The sequence below is a fragment of the Paraburkholderia haematera genome (genome assembly GCF_905220975.1).
Classification (GTDB): Bacteria; Pseudomonadota; Gammaproteobacteria; order Burkholderiales; family Burkholderiaceae; genus Paraburkholderia; species Paraburkholderia haematera.
In genome coordinates, this window is record NZ_CAJNBK010000005.1 from 207,595 (window position 1) to 225,550 (window position 17,956).

The window sequence follows — 17,956 nt, forward strand, 5'->3', positions numbered from 1 at the left end:
GGCATTCAAGCGCCTCCTTAACCGCGCGAAACGATAAGGAAAACACCCATGGTGATGTTCGGACGGACAGGCGGCTGTACGAAGCTATTGCAAAGAAGCGCATTTGATGCAGCGTGTTGTGACTGCCCCATCCGAATGCCGGTTGCGGGTTACGTAACAACTTGGACGGCACGCAAGCGATGTCACGTAACGTTTCTGCGCCACACCAGATCTCCGCGATGCCACGCCGAACAAAAATCGACGAGGTCCCCTATCTGAAGGGGATGGGAAAGACATGTCCGCTTCTTTTGCGAATGTCCGTACGGATGGCACGTTTTCTGCGTTAGAGGAATAAGCGATGAATTCTCCCCTCCTGACGCCGCTTGCATCGAACGCGCGTTTGACGGACGCCAGGGTGGGGAAGGTTGAGTTGATAAAGGAAAAAACAGAATTTCAGACCAGAAGTGCTGTTGGTTCGAATATAGATAATTTTATTGCAGGCGCGCCGCCGGATCTAATCGAAAGAACAACGGTGTGGCCTTCGCAGCCTACTAGATCGAGAAGTGTATCGGGGGCCGATCGTTGCGGTTCGACGTTCGGGTTGCATGAGAGAAGAGACGCTGCTCCATCCGCGCAACTGGCGGGCAGGCGAGACAGTAGCTCTAAATAAAATACGAGGCGTTGGTGAATCATTATTTATCCACGGGGATTAGCGCCAGGCCGTTTCTGCGCGCGTTGGCTCGCGCAGCCGCCTGCGCCGCAATAACGGCCACACTTGGCGCATGCGCTGTTGCACCAGGCATGAAGATGGGGAAATCGCCGAGCGTGCCGGCGGTCAGTGCGGGCGAAGCGACCCCCGCGTCGGATCTGGGTATTCCCATTACGCCGATCGACCTCACGTTGATCCGGCAGATACAGGATGCCGGCGCACGCAAGAGCGTCGAAGAGAACCAGACGCTGTTTGCGAAAGCGGGCGCGTATCGGCTCGGCGTAGGCGACGTGCTGCAGATCACGGTATGGGACCACCCGGAACTCAATGCCGCGTTGGGAACGCAAACAGCGCCTGCCACGAGCCGCCCGAATGATCCGCCGCAAGGTTTTGTCATCGATAGCCTCGGCAACGTGCAATTCCCCTATGTCGGCAACGTGCCGGCGCTCGGCAAGACGGTCGAGCAAATGCGCGTCGAGCTTTACGCGCAGCTCGCCAAGGTGTTCATCAGGCCACAACTGACGGTACGTGTCGCGTCGTACCGATCGCAGCAGGTATATGTCGATGGCGAGGTCAAGCTGCCGGGTCCGCAGCCGGTCAACGATATCCAGATGACCTTGTACGAAGCGATCGGCCGGGCCGGAGGCTTCGCGACGACAGCCGACCAGAGCCGCATGATCCTCGTCAGGGACGGCGCGACGTACCGGCTCGATCTGTCACAGATGATCGCGAAGGGCGTCAATCCGGCAGAGATCGTGTTGAAGGGCGGTGATCTGCTGCGCGTGGTGGCCCGTGACGACAACGGCGTCTATGTGATGGGCGAGGTCAACCGTCCGACCACGGCCGTGCCGATGAGGTCCGGCACGCTCACCCTGAGCGATGCGCTTTCTCAGGCGGGCAGCATCAACACCGCGAGTGCCGATGCGGCGCAAATTTATGTGATTCGCGGCAAGGACCAAAACGATCTCAAGGTCTTCCATCTCGACGGGCAATCGCCGGTATCGATGGTGCTGGCCAACCAGTTCGAGTTGCAGCCGCGCGATGTCGTCTACGTGGACGGTAACGGTCTGGTGCGCTTTAGCCGTGTCCTTCAACTGCTGCTGCCGGGTATCAATGCAGCGCTTACCGGTGCGTTGATAGCCAAATGATCAGCGAAATTCTCATCGTCTGCGAAGGCAATATTTGCCGTAGCCCAATGGCTCAAGGTCTTCTCGCCAATGCGTTGCCGGGTGTCGATGTGATGTCGGCGGGGCTGAGTGCGCTGGTTGGGCAGCGCGCCGATCCGGTTGCATGCGGCTTGATGGTGGAACGTGGGATCGATATCGGCACGCATGTCGGCAGACAACTCGAATTGCATCACGTCAGGTCTGCGCAGATCGTACTCGCAATGACGCGAGCGCAATGCAAGCGCATCGAAATCGCGCATCCGTTCGCGATTGGAAAGGTGTACCGGCTCGGCCATAAAGACCAGATCGACGTTGTAGATCCATACCGGTTAGGGCGTGATGCATTCGAAGCATGCCTCGCCCAGATCGATTGCGGACTCGAACACTGGCTCGAGTTGATCGGCAACCTCACCTATTCAAGCACATGCAACTAATTCAAAAACCCTACCGTATCGCGCCGGCCGGCGATGAAGAGATCGATCTGTCCAACTATCTCTCCGTGGTCCGTGAGAAATGGAAGATGATCGCGGCGTGGACCATTGCGGGCGCGTGTGTCGGCGTCGCGTATTCGCTGCTCGCCAGTCCGATCTATCGTGCGGACGCAATGTTCCAGATCGAAGAGAGCATCAATCCCGCGCAAGGCGCATTGAATGGGCTCGCGTCGATTTTCGATACCAAGCAGACCGCGGCGTCTGAAATCGAAGTGGTCAAGTCGCGGCTGGTGGCCGATCAGGCTGTCCATAACCTGCATCTGGACATCACCGCTTCGCCGCATTATTTTCCGGTGATCGGCGCGGCGATCGCACGTTTGAACGGGAGCGAAGAGCTCGCGTCACCGGTTCCGGGGCTGTCGAAATTCGCGTGGGGCGGCGAGAAGATCGCCGTGTCCACCTTCGACGTGCCGCGCGACGACTACGAAACCCGTTACACGCTAATCGCAAGGGAAAATGGTGCGTACGATCTATTCGACGCAGACCGTCAGCCGGTGTTGCATGGCACGGCAGGTACGCTGGCGCGCGGCCGGTTTGTCGAGTTGATGGTCGATCGTCTGGTCGCGCGACCGGGCACCGAGTTCCGGTTGATGCGCACATCGCCGCTCCAGGCGACTGCCGCCCTGCAAAACGCGTTGAAGATCGACGAGAAGAGCAAGCAGGCCGATATCATCAAGCTGTCGCTCGATGGCACCGACGCAACCCGCACCGCCGACATCGTCAATTCTCTGGCGCACGCTTATTTGCAGCAGAACATCGATCGCAAGTCCGCGGACGCGGAGAAAGCGCTGGAATTCCTGAACCATCAGCTACCGGATCTGCGCAAGGAACTGGAGCAGGCGGAGACGCGCTATAACGATTTCCGTAACAGGAAAGGTACGGCGAACATCTCGGAAGAAGAGCGTTTGCTGCTGCAGCAGGTTGTCGATAACAAGGCGAAACTCACCGAGCTTCAGCAGCGCCGTCTGGAAATGAGCCAGCGCTTTGCCGACACGCATCCCGCGGTCGTCGCGCTGGATTCTCAGATCACGGCGCTGCAAGGCCAACAGGAGTTGCTGAGCAAAAATGTCGCTGGGCTGCCGGAAACCGAGCAATCCGCACTGCGTTTGCTGCGCGACGTGCGTGTCGACACGGAGCTTTATACGAGTCTGCTCGACAGTGCGCAGCAATTGCGGATCACGAAGGCGGGGCAGCTCGGCAATGTGCGGCTTGTCGATTTCGCGGTGACGCCCGAGACAGCGGTGTGGCCCAAACGCTGGATCATCGTTGCGATCACGTCGGTGCTGGGTCTGTTCGCGGGCGTAGGGCTGTCGTTCGTGAGACGCGCCGTGTTTGGCGGCGTCGAGACGGCGAGCGAGATCGAAACCGCACTCGGCGTGCCGGTGTTTGCGGCGGTACCGCGAAGCTTTGCGCAGCGTCGCATGAACCGGCGCCTCGGTCGCAACCAGCCGGGCGATGCCAACGTGCTCGCGTTGGCCGCCCCGGACGATATCGCGGTAGAAGGTATTCGCAGTCTGCGCACCGCGTTGAAGTTCGGTCTTGGCGAAGCGTCCAACAACATCATCGCGCTAACCGGCCCACGCCCCGAAGCAGGCAAGTCGTTCATCGCGCTAAACCTTGCCGCCGTGCTTGCGAGCGGCGACAAGCGTGTATTGCTGATCGACGGTGACATGCGGCGCGGGGTTCTCGATACCGTGCTGGGCATGCCGCCTTCGCAGGGCTTGTCGGACGTGATCCGCGGTCGCGATCTGCACGACAGCATTGTTCGCGATGTGCTGCCTGGCGTTGATGTGCTGCCGCGCGGCTCGGACGAAAAGAATCCGTCCGAGTTGTTGCTGCGCGAGCGCTTTACGAAGGTCCTCGAGGAATGCTCAGCCGCATACGATGTCGTGATTATCGACACCCCGCCGGTACTCGCCGTCACCGATCCGGTACTGATCTGTAAGCACGCAGGTGTGTCATTGCTGGTGTTCCGTTTCGGTCATAGCCCGATCGGCGAAGTGACGGAGACGGCGAACCGCCTTCTTCATGCGGGCGTGTCGATCAAGGGCGCGCTTCTGACCGATATCCCGCAGCAGCGAGTCAAGTACGGCGCCGGGTACTACAGCCATGCGCGCTGATCTGCGCCTCATCGAGCGTGCGCCGTCAGCTGGCGCACCACGGTCCACGGAGACTCCGGCCGGGAGCTTGAACGCAAACGCGTGCAGACAGGTTGCGATCATCATTCCGACGAAGAACAGGCGGGTTCTGCTGGAGAGGGCGCTCGCGTCGGTGTTCCGGCAGACGTACACGAACATTGCGGCAATCGTCGTGAACGACGGCTCGACCGACGACACGCGCCAGTTCCTGGACGCACTCGCTGCCCGTGAACCGCGCCTGACCGTGTTCCATACGGAGAAATCGATGGGCGCGCCGTCTGCGCGTAACCTCGCGATTCGTCTCGCCAATGCGCAATACGTCACCGGCCTCGACGACGACGACGAGTTTCTGCCCGACCGGATCGCGTTGCTGGTAGCGAAATGGGAATCGCTGGGCGACGCGGCCCAATCCATCTCTTGCCTCTTCACGGAGAGCGTGATGACGGACGGCGTTAACGCAACCGTCACGGTGGACCGGAAAGACTCGGTCAGCTACGCGGATCTGTTCACGCATAACTTTATCGGTAACCAGATTTTCTGCCCGCTCGAGCGGATTCTGAAGATAGGTGGCTACGACAAGGATCTTCCCGCTTGGCAGGATCTCGAGATGTTCATGCGGTTGATTCAGTCGCACGGCGCGGCGCTCAGGGAGAAGGACGCGACTTACGTCTGCTATGTGGACCCGCGACGCGACCGCATCTCCGCCAACACCCATTCACTGCGACGCGCGTTCGATCTGATATCGAGCAAGCATCTGGACGTGCCGAAGCATCTTCATCACCGTTTGTATATGCAAATCTTCTCGCCGTTCTACGGCACGCGTCCGACGTTTGGAGACTGGCTCCGTTTGTTCAGATGGCGCGCCTCACCCGCGCTGTTTCTGAGAATCTTGCGCGCGAGCATCCGCCACAGTGCATTGAGCGTATTGAGTGCGATCCGTGCTTAGGGCCGCGAGAAGCGGTCCGATCTCTACGGGCGTTGGCTGGTCGAACATCGTGGGAGTGACGTGATGGGCACAGATACGGTACACGGCGCGACAGCAGGGAATGCGGCGCGCTTCAGAGGTTTGGGCTTCATCACGATCGCAATCGGTGCTGACCGCTATCTGAAGCAGGCTGAGACCTTATCGTTGTCGTTGCGACGTAACATGCCGGGCATACCGATTGCGATTGTGTCCGACAGCGAAACGATGCGCGGATACTGCGACGTACTGATTCCGGTTGATCACTCGATGCCGATCGCCACTGCGCAAAAGCTGCTGCTGGACCGCTATTCGCCATTCGAAGAGACGTTCTTCATCGACTCGGACTGCATTGCAGCGCGCGATTTCGGCGATGAACTCGACGAGATTCGCCGCTATCCGATCACGCCGATCGTCGATCTGTTGACCCCGATCGACGGCACTGACGAGTATGTCGACGACTTGCGCGCCGCGCTGACGAAGGTCGGCGGCGAAGCGTTTCCCAAGTTCAACGGCGGCGTCTACTACTTCAGACGTTCGCCGGTAGCGACTGCGGTGTTTTCAGCGGCGCGCGAGTATTTCAACAACTATCGGCACTACGGCTTGAAAGCGTTCGACCGTGGCGGACCGGGCGATGAAACGGTGATCGCACTCGCGCTGTCGAGACTTGGATTACTGAATCTGTACCGGGACGGTGGACGCTTGATGCGCACGCCGACCGGATTGAAAGGTACGCTGGAGATCGACCCTATCGTCGGCTATTGCAGCTTCGAGCGATACGACGGTCTGGTGCACCCCGCGATCTGCCACTTTGCCGGGCCTTATCTGCTGATGCCTGAGTACCGGCTTGCCGCCGCGTCGTTGCGTAACGGCAAGTCGCGCGCTGAGTTGTCTTCCGTGGTGTGGATTCAGGCGACATTCGGCGCGTGGGCCGCGACGGCCAGGCTGCTGATCAAGTACCGGATCGACGGGTTCAAAAAGCGGCTATTCCGGGCGCTTGCCTTGAAGCAAGGGACGTGAGCTTGTACGGGTCTTCGACAGGAGCAGTGGCGTGAAAACGGACATGTTTCGACGGCGGGTGGCGAAGTCGATCGCGATCGCGCCGATGGTTGGCAGGTTCGCTTCATTGAGCAGCGTCGCGCATGCACAGCCGCAGCCAGAATCAGTGGATCTGTTCGAAAAGCCCTTCTCGCCGCGCTCATTGTGGAATGCAAGGCCGCTGAATCCTGTGCTTGGAAATACGGCGATCCCCGCAACGAATAACCGGGCGTATCTGGAGCAGGGACCGTTTTCAAGCCGCGTGTTCGAAGCAACGTTGTCCGATCCGGCTGTCAGTATCGCTGGTACGCAAGACGCTCACGGGCCGTGGGTGTCCGACGAATTGCGCCATCGCAACGTGGTGATTCCGCACTTTCCTGCGGATACGCAACCTGCGACGGGCACAGATGGTCACTGTGAGATCTATGATCGTGCGAGCGGATTGATTCACTCCGTCTACGGCATGAAGTACGACGCCAACGCCCGCATGTGGCGTGCCAAAAAGTACACGGTTGTCCAGGCGGCCGGCAGCGGTTGGGGCTCGCCCGAAAGACCCGACGGGCCGCGCGCGGCGGGCGTATCGACTGCCGGGGGATTATTGCGCATTCACGAAGCGGAATTGCTCGAACTGTCTCATGCAATAGCCGTGGCCGCCAACGCCAACGCGCTGCGCAGCGGCCCAATGTTTCCCGCGACCCTGGAAGACCGCGACGGCGGCACGCGTTACACGGGGCCGTTCGCGATGGGCACCCTGCTGATGTTGCCGCGCGATTTCGACGAAGTGAGTTTAGCGTTCCCGCACGCGCGCGCCATTGCGCGCACGCTGAAGACATTCGGCGCGCGCCTTGTAGATCAGACCGTCGGCACGTTTGCGTTCTACGGTGAGATCGGCAGTGCATGGTCGCAGTCGCGAAGCGGAACCGGCGCGTGGAACGGCGGTTGGGAGACGGATTTGACGCGCATACGCGATGCGCTGCGACCGGTGATGTCCGTCGAAGGATGGCTGGACGCGAACGGTGCGAGATTTGCGCCAACACCATGGTCGGACATGAACCTGCTGTCGATGCGCGGACCGTGGACCTTTGCAAATGGAACCGGCCAGCCCGATTGTGAATTCGACACGACGAGCGGACTGCTCATGCTGCCCGCGAGCGATCAACCGCTTGTGTGTCGAAAACTTCTCTACCTGAGAGACGACGCGTCGCCGGCGAGGTGGTTCAAATGGCAAGACGCGATGCGTTGGTACACGAACCCGCAAGCGGGAAGCGTCTATCGGATTAACGCGTCCGGTACGGGCGAGTGTGAGGCCTCGTTCGAGATCCGGACCGGAGATGGCGCGCAGCGCCTTGGCGCAACGCGGTCTCTCAGACCGAAGGAAACCGACTCGATTGCCATGCCGCGCGACGGTGCGCCGCTTTGCGTCGTTCATGTGCTGAAGCATCCGGGGCCTGCTGCTGCGATACGTCTGGAAGTGCTCAAAGCTTAGTGGAAATCGACGTTGCATCTGAAGGTGAGAGGGCGGGGAATAAAAATGAAAGTCGCATACGTGGTCAATCAATACCCTAAGGTCAGTCATAGTTTCATCCGGCGGGAAATCCTCGCACTGGAGAGCCATGGCGTGCAGGTGTGCCGCTATGCGATACGCGGATGGACCGAGAATGTGGTGGACCCGACCGATATCGCCGAGCGCAACCTGACCGAATACCTGCTTCGCGGTGGACTGCTGCCGCTGCTGTTCGCCGCGATCTATCAACTGGTTGCCAATACGGGGTGCTTCTTTCGGGCACTGGGTCATGCGCTGGGAATGGTGCGAAAAAGCGACCGCAGTGTTGCACTGCACATCGTCACCCTGGCCGAAGCATGCCTTCTCGCGCGTCTGATGAAAGGCCGTGGCATCACGCATATGCACGCGCATTTCGGCACTAATTCTACCGAGGTGGCGATGCATGCGTCGACGCTGTCGGGTATTCCGTATAGCTTTACAGTCCACGGTCCCGACGAGTTCGACAAGCCCGAATTCATCAAACTCAGCAAGAAGGTGCGACATGCGAAATTCGTCATTGCGATCAGCGATTTCTGCGCGAGTCAGATCTATCGATGGTGCGCGTATGAGGACTGGCAGAAAGTGGTGATCGTCCGATGCGGGATCGACGCGTCGTTCGGTGCGACCGGCTATGCGACGCCCGCGCATCCCAGGCGGCTCGTGTGTGTCGGCCGTCTTGCGGCGCAGAAAGGTCACATGTTGCTGGTCAGAGCGCTGGCAAATGTTATCGACGATATTCCCGATCTCGAACTGATGCTGATCGGCGATGGCGAAATGCGTGCGGAAATCGAGGCGCTGATTCGCAACGAAGGGATCGAGCATGCCGTGCAAATTACGGGCTGGAAGGACACCGAGGGCGTCCGCGACGCGTTGATCGCAGGACGCGGCCTGGTGCTGGGCAGTTTTGCCGAAGGCTTGCCGATCGTGATCATGGAGGCCATGTCGCTGGGGCGGGCCGTGATTGCCGCGGATATCGCTGCAATTCCTGAACTCGTGCAGACCGATAAAACCGGCTGGCTTTACTCGCCCGGCTCGGTCGAGTCGCTGTCTGGCGCAATTCGCCAATGCATCGCCGCGCATGAAGACACGCATTCGGAAATGGGTGATCGAGGGCGGCGTCTGATCAAGGAGCGTCACGATCAGGCGCGGGAGGCGGGACTGTTGGCGCGGCTTTTTGCGGGGCAGTTGGAGCCGTCGAACCTGAGGGGATGGTGATGAGCGAGACCGCGAATGCAATCTTGACGGTTGCCGTTCTGATCGTGTCGGTTCCTTCGGCGATGCTGTTCGTTCAGGTAATGGTAGCGACATTCAGGCGGCGATCGTCTTGTGTGGACGAATTCGCAACGCCACCGCGCATCGCCGTCGTCGTGCCTGCGCACAATGAAACGAAGATGCTGGCGCAGTTGCTGGCCACGGTATTGCCGCAATTGCGCAAGCAGGATCGCGTCGTCGTGGTCGCGGACAACTGCACCGACGACACCGCCGACGTCGGCATGAAAGCGGGTGCGGAAGTACTCGTTCGCGACGATGCGCGGCGCCGAGGCAAGGGCTTCGCGCTGGACTATGGCGTGGCGCATCTCGCACAGTCTGGCGCGCCCGATGTCGTGATCTTCATCGACGCCGATTGCGAAGTCGCGCCGGGCGCAATCGGCAAGCTGGCGAAGCTCGCCCATGCGACAACGCGCCCGGTTCAAGCGCGCTATGCATTGAACGCGCCTCTGTCGGCAGGTCTTGGCGCGCGTGTATCGGCGTTTGCGGTGCGTTTGAAAAATCACGTTCGGCCGCTCGGCAATCTTGGGCTCGCTGCACCCTGTTCGCTGAATGGCAGCGGAATGGCATTTCCATGGCCGGTGCTCTCCGGTGTGCAACTCGCAACGCCGAATATCGTGGAAGACCTCGCGCTTGGGATCGATCTGACACTGGCCGGATGGCCGCCGCTTTATTGTCCCGAAGCGCTTGTGACCAGCCCGCTTCCGTCTTCGGACACAGGACACCACGCGCAACGAAAGCGCTGGGAGCAGGGGCACCTGAGCACGATTGCGCATATGTTTCCGCGTTTGCTGCTATCGGCGATCATGCGTCGTTCGTGGACATGTCTGGCAACGGCGCTCGATCTCATCGTGGTGCCGCTGACCTTGCTGGTGTTTGCGCAGATAGCGTGCTTCGCCGTCAGTGCGTGCTTTCATGCGCTGGGCGGCAGCGTGATCCCTGTGGTGATTCAATGCGCGTCGCTGTGTTTGACGGCGAGTGCGATCGTCATGGCATGGTGGACGAGCGGTCGCGATCTGCTTGCCGGATCGGACGCGTTATATATCCCGCTCTATATGCTGCGCAAAGTGCCGATGTATGTCAGCCTGATCGTGGGTCGTCGCGTGGGCTGGGTTCGTAGCGATCGGGAGTGATTTTGTGCCGGGTCTGATTCGCAGACCCGCGGACTCGCCAACCGGCAACTACCGTTCCATGCGAGCGGAAATCGCAATCTGCGCCGCGTGCGCGACGAAGCTCACACCGCCCAGCAGATACCGGCGCCACAGTCGCTTAGGTTCGAGGATCATGCGGAACAGCCATTCCAGTTTTAGCTGACGCCACACGCGCGGCGCGCGCGGAAAACGTCCCGCCATGAAGTCGAGGATCGCGCCGCCGTTGAGAATCACGCATGGTTTGGCGATGCGCTCGGCCAGCAGTGCGGCGACACCTTCCTGCTTGGGCATGCCCATCCCCAATACCACCAGATCCACGTCGAGCCCTTCGAGACGTTCGACATACGCTTGCGGATTCTGAAACCCGTCCATCGTTGCGACGACACGTGCGCCCTGGCGGCCAAAGGCTTCAGTGGCTTGCGACAGATACGGCTCGGCGGTGCCGAACAGCGCAATCGAACGGCCCTGATAAGCGCGAACGATATGCGGAATCATATCGGTGCCGTTCATGTTGCCGCGCGGATCGATCCCGAGCATACGCAAAAGAATGGAGACGCCGATACCGTCGCGGAAAATCAGATCCGATCGCGACAGCGTTTCAGAAAACGCGGGATTGTTTTTAGCTAGCATCACAGCGTGCGCATTTACCCACGAAACAATGATCGGGTGCTCTGCAACGCTTTGCGTGGTGTTGATCATGTCGAACACATGGTCTTCGTTATCAAGCAGATTGGTGTGGCTGAGCAGATCGCGAGTATTTCTGAATGGCAGTGCGTTGCTTGTCATAGTCGGTTTCGCGTATAGGTTGGCGGTCAAGTCCGGCGTGCGTCCGTCTTGTGTTGGCGCGACTCGAGCGGGTCGGCTATCCACGGCGTCAGAACGTCAAGGCGTGACGAAGCGAGACGAGTGATTCGTCTGAAAGGCGGTGTGTCGGACGGAGCGTCTTGCTTAGGCGATCAGCGTGCTATGACGGGCGCTTTCGGATGAGTGCTCCTGTTTGCGCCCGTTGTGTGTATCGGCGTAGATGTGTCATTTTTCTTTCCCCGGTGTTTTATGTTGTCATTCGGACTGCCAGTTAAAGCATTCAATCCTTGAACACATGCCAAACTGATTGCGTCAATAAACGGGATACGGATCGGCCTTCCATGCCGGCGCATAGATTGCCGAAGCGTCGTCCGTGGTCCTGTATTGGCCGCCCAGATAGATGCCCGGTGCACCCGCGTCGATGTTTTTTAGCGCGCGGTTTTTGCTGCCGGTCGCGCGTGCGCCCGCTTTGGGCGACAAGGTCGTGGTCATATACGAACCGGCGTCCGTATCGGACTGACCCATATAGTCGCTAGAAGTCGGGTCGGTTACTGAGCGGTTTTTGCTCCGGGCCGCACGCGAAGCAGACGTACCGGTGTTGCCTGTAAAGCTGGAGTCGAGCGCACTGCGCGAAGTCGCGCTCGCGGATCGACGTGATGTGCTGCCCTGGTGTGTGCCTGTCGACGCAAAGCTGGAAGACGGCGGCAGGCTCGACTGACGAGGCACCAAGGCGGTGTAGTCGCTCTCGGTGTCAGACGTGTCGTCGCTGTACGTGCCATAGGTGGCAGCGTACGAACCCTTGTTGGTAGACGACGAGTTCCAATCCGTTTGTGTGTGTGCGGTTCCCGCGTTACAAAGCGCGATCAGGAGCCACGCTGCGTGTGAAAGCCTCAGCGTGGGAATGTGACGTTGAGAGTCGGATGGTGTTGACAGATAATTGGATCGACGCATATCGGCACGCTTCAATGATTGCGGGAAACGGGATATGCGCTCGAGTCGAGCCATAGAAAACTGGTTCGATCTCCAGATTGGCAAGGACTCCCCGTCGTCCCTTTGTCACTGATAAAAGCAGATTGCGTGCCATATCGCTTAAGGGGCAAAACATCGGTCGTTCTTAAGCGTCAAGGACTCGGTTAAGTGCCTTTCGTGTTTGTCGATACGGAATTGGACACGCGGAAGAACCATCCGCAGTGTCTAAAGTAGGGGAGTGTTACGGGGGACGTGTTACTACGTTACGGATAAAGGGAACATCCTTTAGCATCCGCGACGCGTCATGCAGAAGTCGAGGTTGAGTGAAAACGGTTTGTTGCGACTGGATGATTCACGCTATTCGCCTTGCAGACAAGGCGCAATTGGTCGATCAACCTGGACGCCTCGACCGAAGAATTGAAGCGCCTAACCACAGTCTCCCGGGCGGCACGCGTGATAGCCGGCAAATCGAACTGCCCGCGACTGATCGCTTCGATGACCTTGGCCAGTGCCTCGACATCGCGCTCGTCGACGAGGAACCCGGTTTGCCGATCGTCAATCAGTTCGGGAATGCCGCTATGCCTTGACGAGATGACGAGCAAGCCGGTCGCCATCGCTTCGATCAATGCGACGGGTATGCCTTCCATGTCGCCGGTGCTGGACGTGACGGACGGCAACAGGAATGCGTTCGCGTGACGCAACCGGCGTGCGACTTCCGTGTGCGCCTGTTTGCCGAGAAACTGCACGCGCTCCTCGACATTCAACGTTGCCACAAGCTGTCGAAGCGGTTCGAGAAGTTCACCTCCACCGATCACGGTCAACTTCACCGGCGCGTCGATCATTGCGACCGCGCGAATCGCGTATTCGATGCCTTTCTTCTCCGTCAGCCGTCCCACGGCGAGCAGTTCGAACTGGCGCTCAGGCGGAACCGGGGGGGCATAGTTGAATCGATCGACGTCGATGCCCATGCGTACGACGTGAATTTTCCGGTGATCGCAACCCCATCCGCGGAGCCGCTCTGCCCAGAATTCACTGACGGGCATGAACAAATCGCCCGACTCGAACAGCCTGCGATAGTGCGGAGCGTAGCGTTCCACGACCTCGGTCATGCTGACGTCGTAGCCGTGAAAGACGGTCCCTAAAGCGCCTTCGATCAAGCCCGCCTCGCGAAGATACTGTGCTGCGACGCCGGTCGGGCCGAAGTGCGCGACGATCGCGTCGTATCGGCGGACGGAGCCTTGATTGAACAGTTGCACAATCTGCTTCGCGTGAGACACGAGCCCATGGCGAACTGCCGAGATCGCCGCGCGCAAGGCTTTGCGGCCGCGCGACGACAGCATCGCAAGGACCGGAAACGCCAGGAGTGTTGCCAGCTTCATTGCGCGGGTTACGCCGTCAGGCTGGACCGCGTGAACCGGGAACTCCGTTGCGATCGACCTAAGGACATCCTGATCGCCTGGGCGGAGCGTCAACACTTCGACGTCGGCGCCCGCGTGCTTCAACGCATTCGCTTGCTCAATGACGAAGGTTTCGGAGAGGGTGGGAAATTGGGCAGCTACGATCAGGATACGCATGTCGGGGGCGGCCGGATTGGCTCGACGCTCATGTGGAGAAGTGACGCGAACGATTTCGCGCACTGCTATTGAGCAATAGTCATGCCAATTGGTAGGGCCTGTTTTTGCAACGCGTGCTCCGATCCCGCGCGCTAGGCCCTCTAAATCCTCCGGCACCGCTCCGCCTCAAACCGATCCAACTCCCCAAGCAAACGCTCGATCTGAAACATCTGCAATGCGGTCAGGGAGAATTCATCCTGTATGCGCTGTAGCCGCTTTCGCCAATATGCTGGTGGCAGCACAGGCTCACCACGAAATGCGCGCAACGACGGCTCCATCACACGCGCCACGTGCGCGATGTCTTCATCCATTGTCATGCAAGAACCCCGGAAGACCTCGTTGTTTAGTTTTGGCCTTGTTTTATGGGCGCGCCTGGGTGAAAACCAGTTGGTAGTAGGTGCGCAAGCGGCGGCGCCAATGGTAAGAAATCACAATTGTCCGGTCAAGCTTTCTGACCACCGTTCGCGTGGGTAGTGTGTCGAATATTCCCTTTAATTCGGGTTTTTTCAGTTCACACAAGGATTCCATGCGGTAGCTTGAGAGACGTGTTGCTCAAAGCACATTCCCCCCCGACTGAAGCGCATCAGCCTGCGTCTGTTCGCCGGGCATCAACTCCCCCTCCGTATAACTAATCCTCACCGGCGGCACAAACCAAGCCAGACACAACCCAATCAACGCCGCCGCCCCCGCCACCAGAATGCCAATATGAATCGACTGCACGAGCGCATCTCGCGCAGAATTCATCATCGCATCACCCGCATGCCCGGCGCTCACCAGGCGATTGATCAACGCCGCCTGCTCCGCGCGGTCCACCAGCAACTCAGGGCTCGCAAACGATTTAAACCACTGCGTCGCCTGATACGAAGAAAGCGAGCGATGCACGCCCTGCGTATAAAGATGCCCAAGCAACGCACCGGTCATCACCGTCCCCAGCATCCCACCGAAAGTACGCAGCGATTGCAGCAGCGCAGTTGCCGCGCCGAGCTGGTCGCGCGCAACGATCTGCTGCGAACACACTGTCAGGCTGGTCGCCACCAGACCGAGTCCAAGACCGCTAATACCCATGCACGACAGCCACACCAGGTGCGGCTCGGTCCCTCTGAGCACAATCACGCTCAGACAAGCCAACGCGGACAAAGCAAAACCAACATACATGATGCCGTTCGCGCGGCGGATCCGTGTGACGATTCGATTGTTCACCACGCTGCCAACCGTCGTGCCGAGCAATAGCGGTGTGATCAGCATGCCGGAGTCGTGCGCGGACATCGCATAGCCACCCTGAAACAGCAGCGGCACATAAAACACCAGCGAAAACAGCGCAAAACCGCCGAGCACCGACATCGCGAAGAGCGCGGAGAGCTTGCGGTCCAACAGCATATCCACCGGCACGATCGGATACGCGATGCGTCGCTCCCATAGCCACAACGTCAGCGCAAAACTCGCCGCTACGACGGCGAGCACGATGGTTATCGTGTCGACGCCATGTTTCGGAAACAGCTCAATCAATAATTGCAGCGCGCCGAACGTGACCGCGATCACAAACGCGCCGAGCCAGTCGAGCCGAACGGGGCCCTTGCGCCGCAGGTGACGCAGCGGCGGCAAAAAGCGCTGCACGAACAGCAGCGACACGACGCCGACCGGCACGTTGACGAAGAACACCAGCCGCCAGCCGCCGTATTGGGTGAGAATGCCCCCGAGCGTCGGCCCGACCATATTGGCGACCCCGAACGCGGACGTGACGAACACGAGCCAGCGCAGCCGCAGCCTCGGATTGGGGAACAGATCGGCGACGGTGGCGAATACCGTCCCGATCAGAATGCCGCCGCCTATCCCCTGCAAGCCGCGCGAAATAACCAGCAACAGCATGCTGGTGGCGAACCCGCACAATACCGACGCGCCAGTAAACAGCAGAATCGCGGCAATCAGAAATGGCTTGCGGCCGAACAGATCACCTAACCGCCCAAAAATCGGAATGGTGATCACCGAAGCCAGCATGTAAGCCGTCGCGACCCACGCATACAGGTCGAAGCCCTTCAGATCGGCGACGATGCGCGGCAGCGCAGTACCAACAATGGTCTGATCGAGCGCGACCAGCATCGAGACGAAAGCGATACCGAGCATCGCCAGCAGCGACTCGCGAAACGGCAGCAGTTGTCCGCTGGGTAAAGGCAAAGGCGCGTCGAAACCGGGCGTCATGACCGTCCTACTTGCGCGCGGCCTGATACGCGCCCAATGCCGCGCCGAGTTCCTCGTCCGTCACCGCGGGGACGATGCGCATCGTCAGTAAGTCGCCCCATTCGAGCGCCAGCGCCGACAGTCCACGCGTGTCCTCCGCCTCGACAACCGCGAAGCCATGCAACTCGCCGATCGCATGCCAGCGCCCCAGCAATTTGACACCTTCAGGCGCCTGACCGCCGGTTTTCATGAAGCGCTCGATGACGGAATTTTCGGCGGTCGGCAGACCATTCCATTGCACGATGAATTTCATTGCGTGTCTCCAAGATGAAACTACGTGGCATCCTAAGCATCATAGTTGAACGCACGGTCACAAACGTCGCTGCGTACGGACATTCACCAGGTCAATCGAACAAGTCGGCCGCTGCCGGGAAAGCGTGGCGGCTACATATGTTTCTAATTGCCAGCCTCTCGTGCGTCCTACAAGAAAGACATTCTTGATAGGGCTGTCGACGATGTCGGTATCGATCAGTTTCGAAGCGCGCCATGCGCTCAAGCGGCACGACCGGCACGCGTACGCATGGCAAACGGAACAAACGCAAATACATGAAACGCAAACGGCACGAGCGTTAAGCACGTGCCGTTGCTGCGAGCGTCTGAGCCGGAGTCTAGCTGCGCGGGGAACGGCGCGGCACTGCGGCGGCGGGCACATCGGCAATAGCCTGATGCGCCGCTGGAAAACCCGGTGGATATTCAACAACGCGTGCGGAAGCCGGCACTGTCTGTACGGCGACGCTCGCTCGCGCACCGATCCGTGCGCCGCCGACAATGGCGGCCATCGCCTGGCGGTCCAGTTCGACGCTCTCGGTGAGGTCTTTGATGACGAGCTTTGCCATGGCAGCTCCAGGGATGTAATCGAGCCGGCGGCTGGTGCGGTTGCCCAGTCGCGGCCCGGGTGTGCGTTTATGTGTGCGGTGGTCTCGTCGCACTATCAGTATAGGAAATCTGCCTGCAACTCGCCGTCTGGATGCAAACAGGCAGCAGTAGGGAAGTCCCCGGCCCTTCGCTACCGCACGCCGTTAAACGTTGGCGTAATTGGCGCCCCACAGCGACGGGCTGACATTCAGATTCAACGGTACGAAACCCGCGCCGATGACACCGATGTTGTTGAGGGCGGCAACATTAACAGTTTGGATCTGGCTGAGGTTCTGGTTCACGGAGACGTTGACATTGGCGATGCCGCTGAGGCCGGCCACCGAAGGCAGGCCGGGCACGCTGCCGCCGGTGCCGCCGGCCACCGTCGACATTGCTCGGCGGTCGAGCTCGCGGGTGCGGGACAGATCGCGAATCATGAGGGATGACATGGTGATTCTCCAAAGGTGCGCGGAAGACGGGCGTGATCGGGGCGAAGCGGAGTGGGCCGAAGGCCCCTTCGCTTCGCCGAATCAGGCTTTAAACGTGGATGTTGTTGCTCGACGTGACGCAGGGATTGATCGTCGAGGTGAGACCTGCGGCGAACGCGACGTTGTTGCCGTTGGCGCTCTGGATGTTCATCTCGTTGCTGATCAACTGCGTGGCGTCGACGTTCTTGCTGTTGTTCGGCGCGACCACCGGGCTGAAGTTGAAGTACGACGTGGACGGGTAGCCCCAGCCGCCGCGTACGGCGCTCATGGCCTTGCTGTCGAGTTGTTCGGTAAGGGACAGGTCTTTGATCATCAGCGTGTTCATGGTAAATCTCCTGGAAGGAAACATCACAGTCTTGCGGTTGGGTTCGAGCATCTTGTCTGCTCGAGTGTCACTAACGCATGGGCTGTGCCTGTTTTATTCGTGCCTCCTAAGAAAGTTGGCGGAGGCTTGATACACAAGGCTTTCGCGCCACGGCGCGGCGTCGGGGCGGTAGCACGGCCACCAGCAGACGATTGGCGGCTGACGGCGCGGACCCAACAACGC

At 59.7% G+C, this 17,956-nt stretch carries 17 protein-coding genes; 9 read left to right on the forward strand and 8 right to left on the reverse strand.

Going from position 1 to position 17,956, the window contains the following annotated elements:
- Nucleotides 1–786: 786 nt before the first annotated feature.
- The 8 genes from KHO23_RS12465 to KHO23_RS12500 all read left to right on the forward strand — a co-directional run bounded on the left by KHO23_RS12465 (nt 787) and on the right by KHO23_RS12500 (nt 10,427).
- Complete coding sequence (locus KHO23_RS12465; protein ID WP_236066815.1) at nt 787–1,836, forward strand: polysaccharide biosynthesis/export family protein; 1,050 nt, start codon at nt 787–789, stop codon at nt 1,834–1,836.
- Complete coding sequence (locus tag KHO23_RS12470; RefSeq protein ID WP_211611529.1) at nt 1,833–2,288, forward strand: low molecular weight protein-tyrosine-phosphatase; 456 nt, start codon at nt 1,833–1,835, stop codon at nt 2,286–2,288. The genes KHO23_RS12465 and KHO23_RS12470 overlap by 4 nt, the downstream gene beginning before the upstream one ends.
- Entirely contained in the window at nt 2,279–4,465 is a 2,187-nt protein-coding gene (locus KHO23_RS12475; protein WP_211611530.1) for a polysaccharide biosynthesis tyrosine autokinase, read from the forward strand. Before KHO23_RS12470 ends, KHO23_RS12475 begins: the two co-directional genes overlap by 10 nt.
- Before the next feature lie 67 nt (nt 4,466–4,532).
- Nucleotides 4,533–5,429, forward strand: a complete 897-nt coding sequence (locus KHO23_RS12480; RefSeq protein WP_211611531.1) for a glycosyltransferase family 2 protein — start codon at nt 4,533–4,535, stop codon at nt 5,427–5,429.
- Between the two features lie 63 nt (nt 5,430–5,492).
- Nucleotides 5,493–6,464: a hypothetical protein gene (locus tag KHO23_RS12485; RefSeq protein ID WP_211611532.1), complete on the forward strand. Its 972-nt coding sequence runs from the start codon at nt 5,493–5,495 to the stop codon at nt 6,462–6,464.
- Between the two features lie 31 nt (nt 6,465–6,495).
- Nucleotides 6,496–7,968: a hypothetical protein gene (locus KHO23_RS12490; RefSeq protein WP_211611533.1), complete on the forward strand. Its 1,473-nt coding sequence runs from the start codon at nt 6,496–6,498 to the stop codon at nt 7,966–7,968.
- A gap of 45 nt (nt 7,969–8,013) precedes the next feature.
- The gene (locus KHO23_RS12495) at nt 8,014–9,240 is read left to right on the forward strand and encodes a glycosyltransferase family 4 protein (protein WP_211611534.1); all 1,227 of its coding nucleotides are present in this window, start codon (nt 8,014–8,016) and stop codon (nt 9,238–9,240) included.
- A complete protein-coding gene (locus KHO23_RS12500; RefSeq protein ID WP_211611535.1) occupies nt 9,240–10,427 on the forward strand; it encodes a glycosyltransferase family 2 protein in 1,188 nt (395 codons plus the stop codon). Before KHO23_RS12495 ends, KHO23_RS12500 begins: the two co-directional genes overlap by 1 nt.
- 48 nt (nt 10,428–10,475) lie before the next feature.
- Here the strand turns inward: KHO23_RS12500 and KHO23_RS12505 are convergent, their stop codons facing one another.
- Both KHO23_RS12505 and KHO23_RS12510 read right to left on the reverse strand, forming a co-directional pair.
- Nucleotides 10,476–11,231 (reverse strand): WecB/TagA/CpsF family glycosyltransferase, encoded by a 756-nt coding sequence (locus KHO23_RS12505; protein WP_211611536.1) that lies wholly within the window; start codon nt 11,229–11,231, stop codon nt 10,476–10,478.
- A 330-nt stretch (nt 11,232–11,561) separates the two neighbouring features.
- Entirely contained in the window at nt 11,562–11,774 is a 213-nt protein-coding gene (locus KHO23_RS12510) for a hypothetical protein (protein ID WP_211611537.1), read from the reverse strand.
- 37 nt (nt 11,775–11,811) lie between these two features.
- Here KHO23_RS12510 and KHO23_RS12515 point away from each other — a divergent pair, with 37 nt between their 5' ends.
- Complete coding sequence (locus KHO23_RS12515) at nt 11,812–11,967, forward strand: hypothetical protein (RefSeq protein WP_211611538.1); 156 nt, start codon at nt 11,812–11,814, stop codon at nt 11,965–11,967.
- 553 nt (nt 11,968–12,520) lie between these two features.
- On the opposite strand, the gene KHO23_RS12520 is transcribed toward KHO23_RS12515, so the two are convergent.
- The 6 genes from KHO23_RS12520 to KHO23_RS12545 form a co-directional block, all read right to left on the reverse strand.
- A complete protein-coding gene (locus KHO23_RS12520) occupies nt 12,521–13,792 on the reverse strand; it encodes a glycosyltransferase (RefSeq protein WP_211611539.1) in 1,272 nt (423 codons plus the stop codon).
- 591 nt (nt 13,793–14,383) lie between these two features.
- A complete protein-coding gene (locus tag KHO23_RS12525) occupies nt 14,384–16,027 on the reverse strand; it encodes an MFS transporter (RefSeq protein ID WP_211611540.1) in 1,644 nt (547 codons plus the stop codon).
- Between the two features lie 7 nt (nt 16,028–16,034).
- The gene (locus KHO23_RS12530; RefSeq protein ID WP_211611541.1) at nt 16,035–16,319 is read right to left on the reverse strand and encodes a DUF3303 domain-containing protein; all 285 of its coding nucleotides are present in this window, start codon (nt 16,317–16,319) and stop codon (nt 16,035–16,037) included.
- A 355-nt stretch (nt 16,320–16,674) separates the two neighbouring features.
- Nucleotides 16,675–16,902, reverse strand: a complete 228-nt coding sequence (locus KHO23_RS12535) for a hypothetical protein (protein WP_211611542.1) — start codon at nt 16,900–16,902, stop codon at nt 16,675–16,677.
- A 183-nt stretch (nt 16,903–17,085) separates the two neighbouring features.
- On the reverse strand, nt 17,086–17,370 hold the full coding sequence (locus KHO23_RS12540; RefSeq protein WP_211611543.1) for a hypothetical protein: 285 nt from the start codon (nt 17,368–17,370) through the stop codon (nt 17,086–17,088).
- A gap of 88 nt (nt 17,371–17,458) precedes the next feature.
- Nucleotides 17,459–17,734: a hypothetical protein gene (locus KHO23_RS12545; RefSeq protein WP_211611544.1), complete on the reverse strand. Its 276-nt coding sequence runs from the start codon at nt 17,732–17,734 to the stop codon at nt 17,459–17,461.
- Nucleotides 17,735–17,956: the final 222 nt, after the last annotated feature.

Excerpts from the sequence above, each read along its gene's own strand:
- KHO23_RS12465 (WP_236066815.1), top strand. The coding sequence starts at position 787 with ATGGGGAAATCGCCGAGCGTGCCGGCGGTCAGTGCGGGCGAAGCGACC.
- KHO23_RS12470 (WP_211611529.1), top strand. The coding sequence starts at position 1,833 with ATGATCAGCGAAATTCTCATCGTCTGCGAAGGCAATATTTGCCGTAGC.
- KHO23_RS12475 (WP_211611530.1), top strand. The coding sequence starts at position 2,279 with ATGCAACTAATTCAAAAACCCTACCGTATCGCGCCGGCCGGCGATGAA.
- KHO23_RS12485 (WP_211611532.1), top strand. The coding sequence starts at position 5,493 with ATGGGCACAGATACGGTACACGGCGCGACAGCAGGGAATGCGGCGCGC.
- KHO23_RS12495 (WP_211611534.1), top strand. The coding sequence starts at position 8,014 with ATGAAAGTCGCATACGTGGTCAATCAATACCCTAAGGTCAGTCATAGT.
- KHO23_RS12500 (WP_211611535.1), top strand. The coding sequence starts at position 9,240 with ATGAGCGAGACCGCGAATGCAATCTTGACGGTTGCCGTTCTGATCGTG.
- KHO23_RS12505 (WP_211611536.1), bottom strand. The coding sequence starts at position 11,231 with ATGACAAGCAACGCACTGCCATTCAGAAATACTCGCGATCTGCTCAGC.
- KHO23_RS12510 (WP_211611537.1), bottom strand. The coding sequence starts at position 11,774 with ATGGGTCAGTCCGATACGGACGCCGGTTCGTATATGACCACGACCTTG.
- KHO23_RS12520 (WP_211611539.1), bottom strand. The coding sequence starts at position 13,792 with ATGCGTATCCTGATCGTAGCTGCCCAATTTCCCACCCTCTCCGAAACC.
- KHO23_RS12525 (WP_211611540.1), bottom strand. The coding sequence starts at position 16,027 with ATGACGCCCGGTTTCGACGCGCCTTTGCCTTTACCCAGCGGACAACTG.
- KHO23_RS12530 (WP_211611541.1), bottom strand. The coding sequence starts at position 16,319 with ATGAAATTCATCGTGCAATGGAATGGTCTGCCGACCGCCGAAAATTCC.
- KHO23_RS12535 (WP_211611542.1), bottom strand. The coding sequence starts at position 16,902 with ATGGCAAAGCTCGTCATCAAAGACCTCACCGAGAGCGTCGAACTGGAC.
- KHO23_RS12540 (WP_211611543.1), bottom strand. The coding sequence starts at position 17,370 with ATGTCATCCCTCATGATTCGCGATCTGTCCCGCACCCGCGAGCTCGAC.
- KHO23_RS12545 (WP_211611544.1), bottom strand. The coding sequence starts at position 17,734 with ATGAACACGCTGATGATCAAAGACCTGTCCCTTACCGAACAACTCGAC.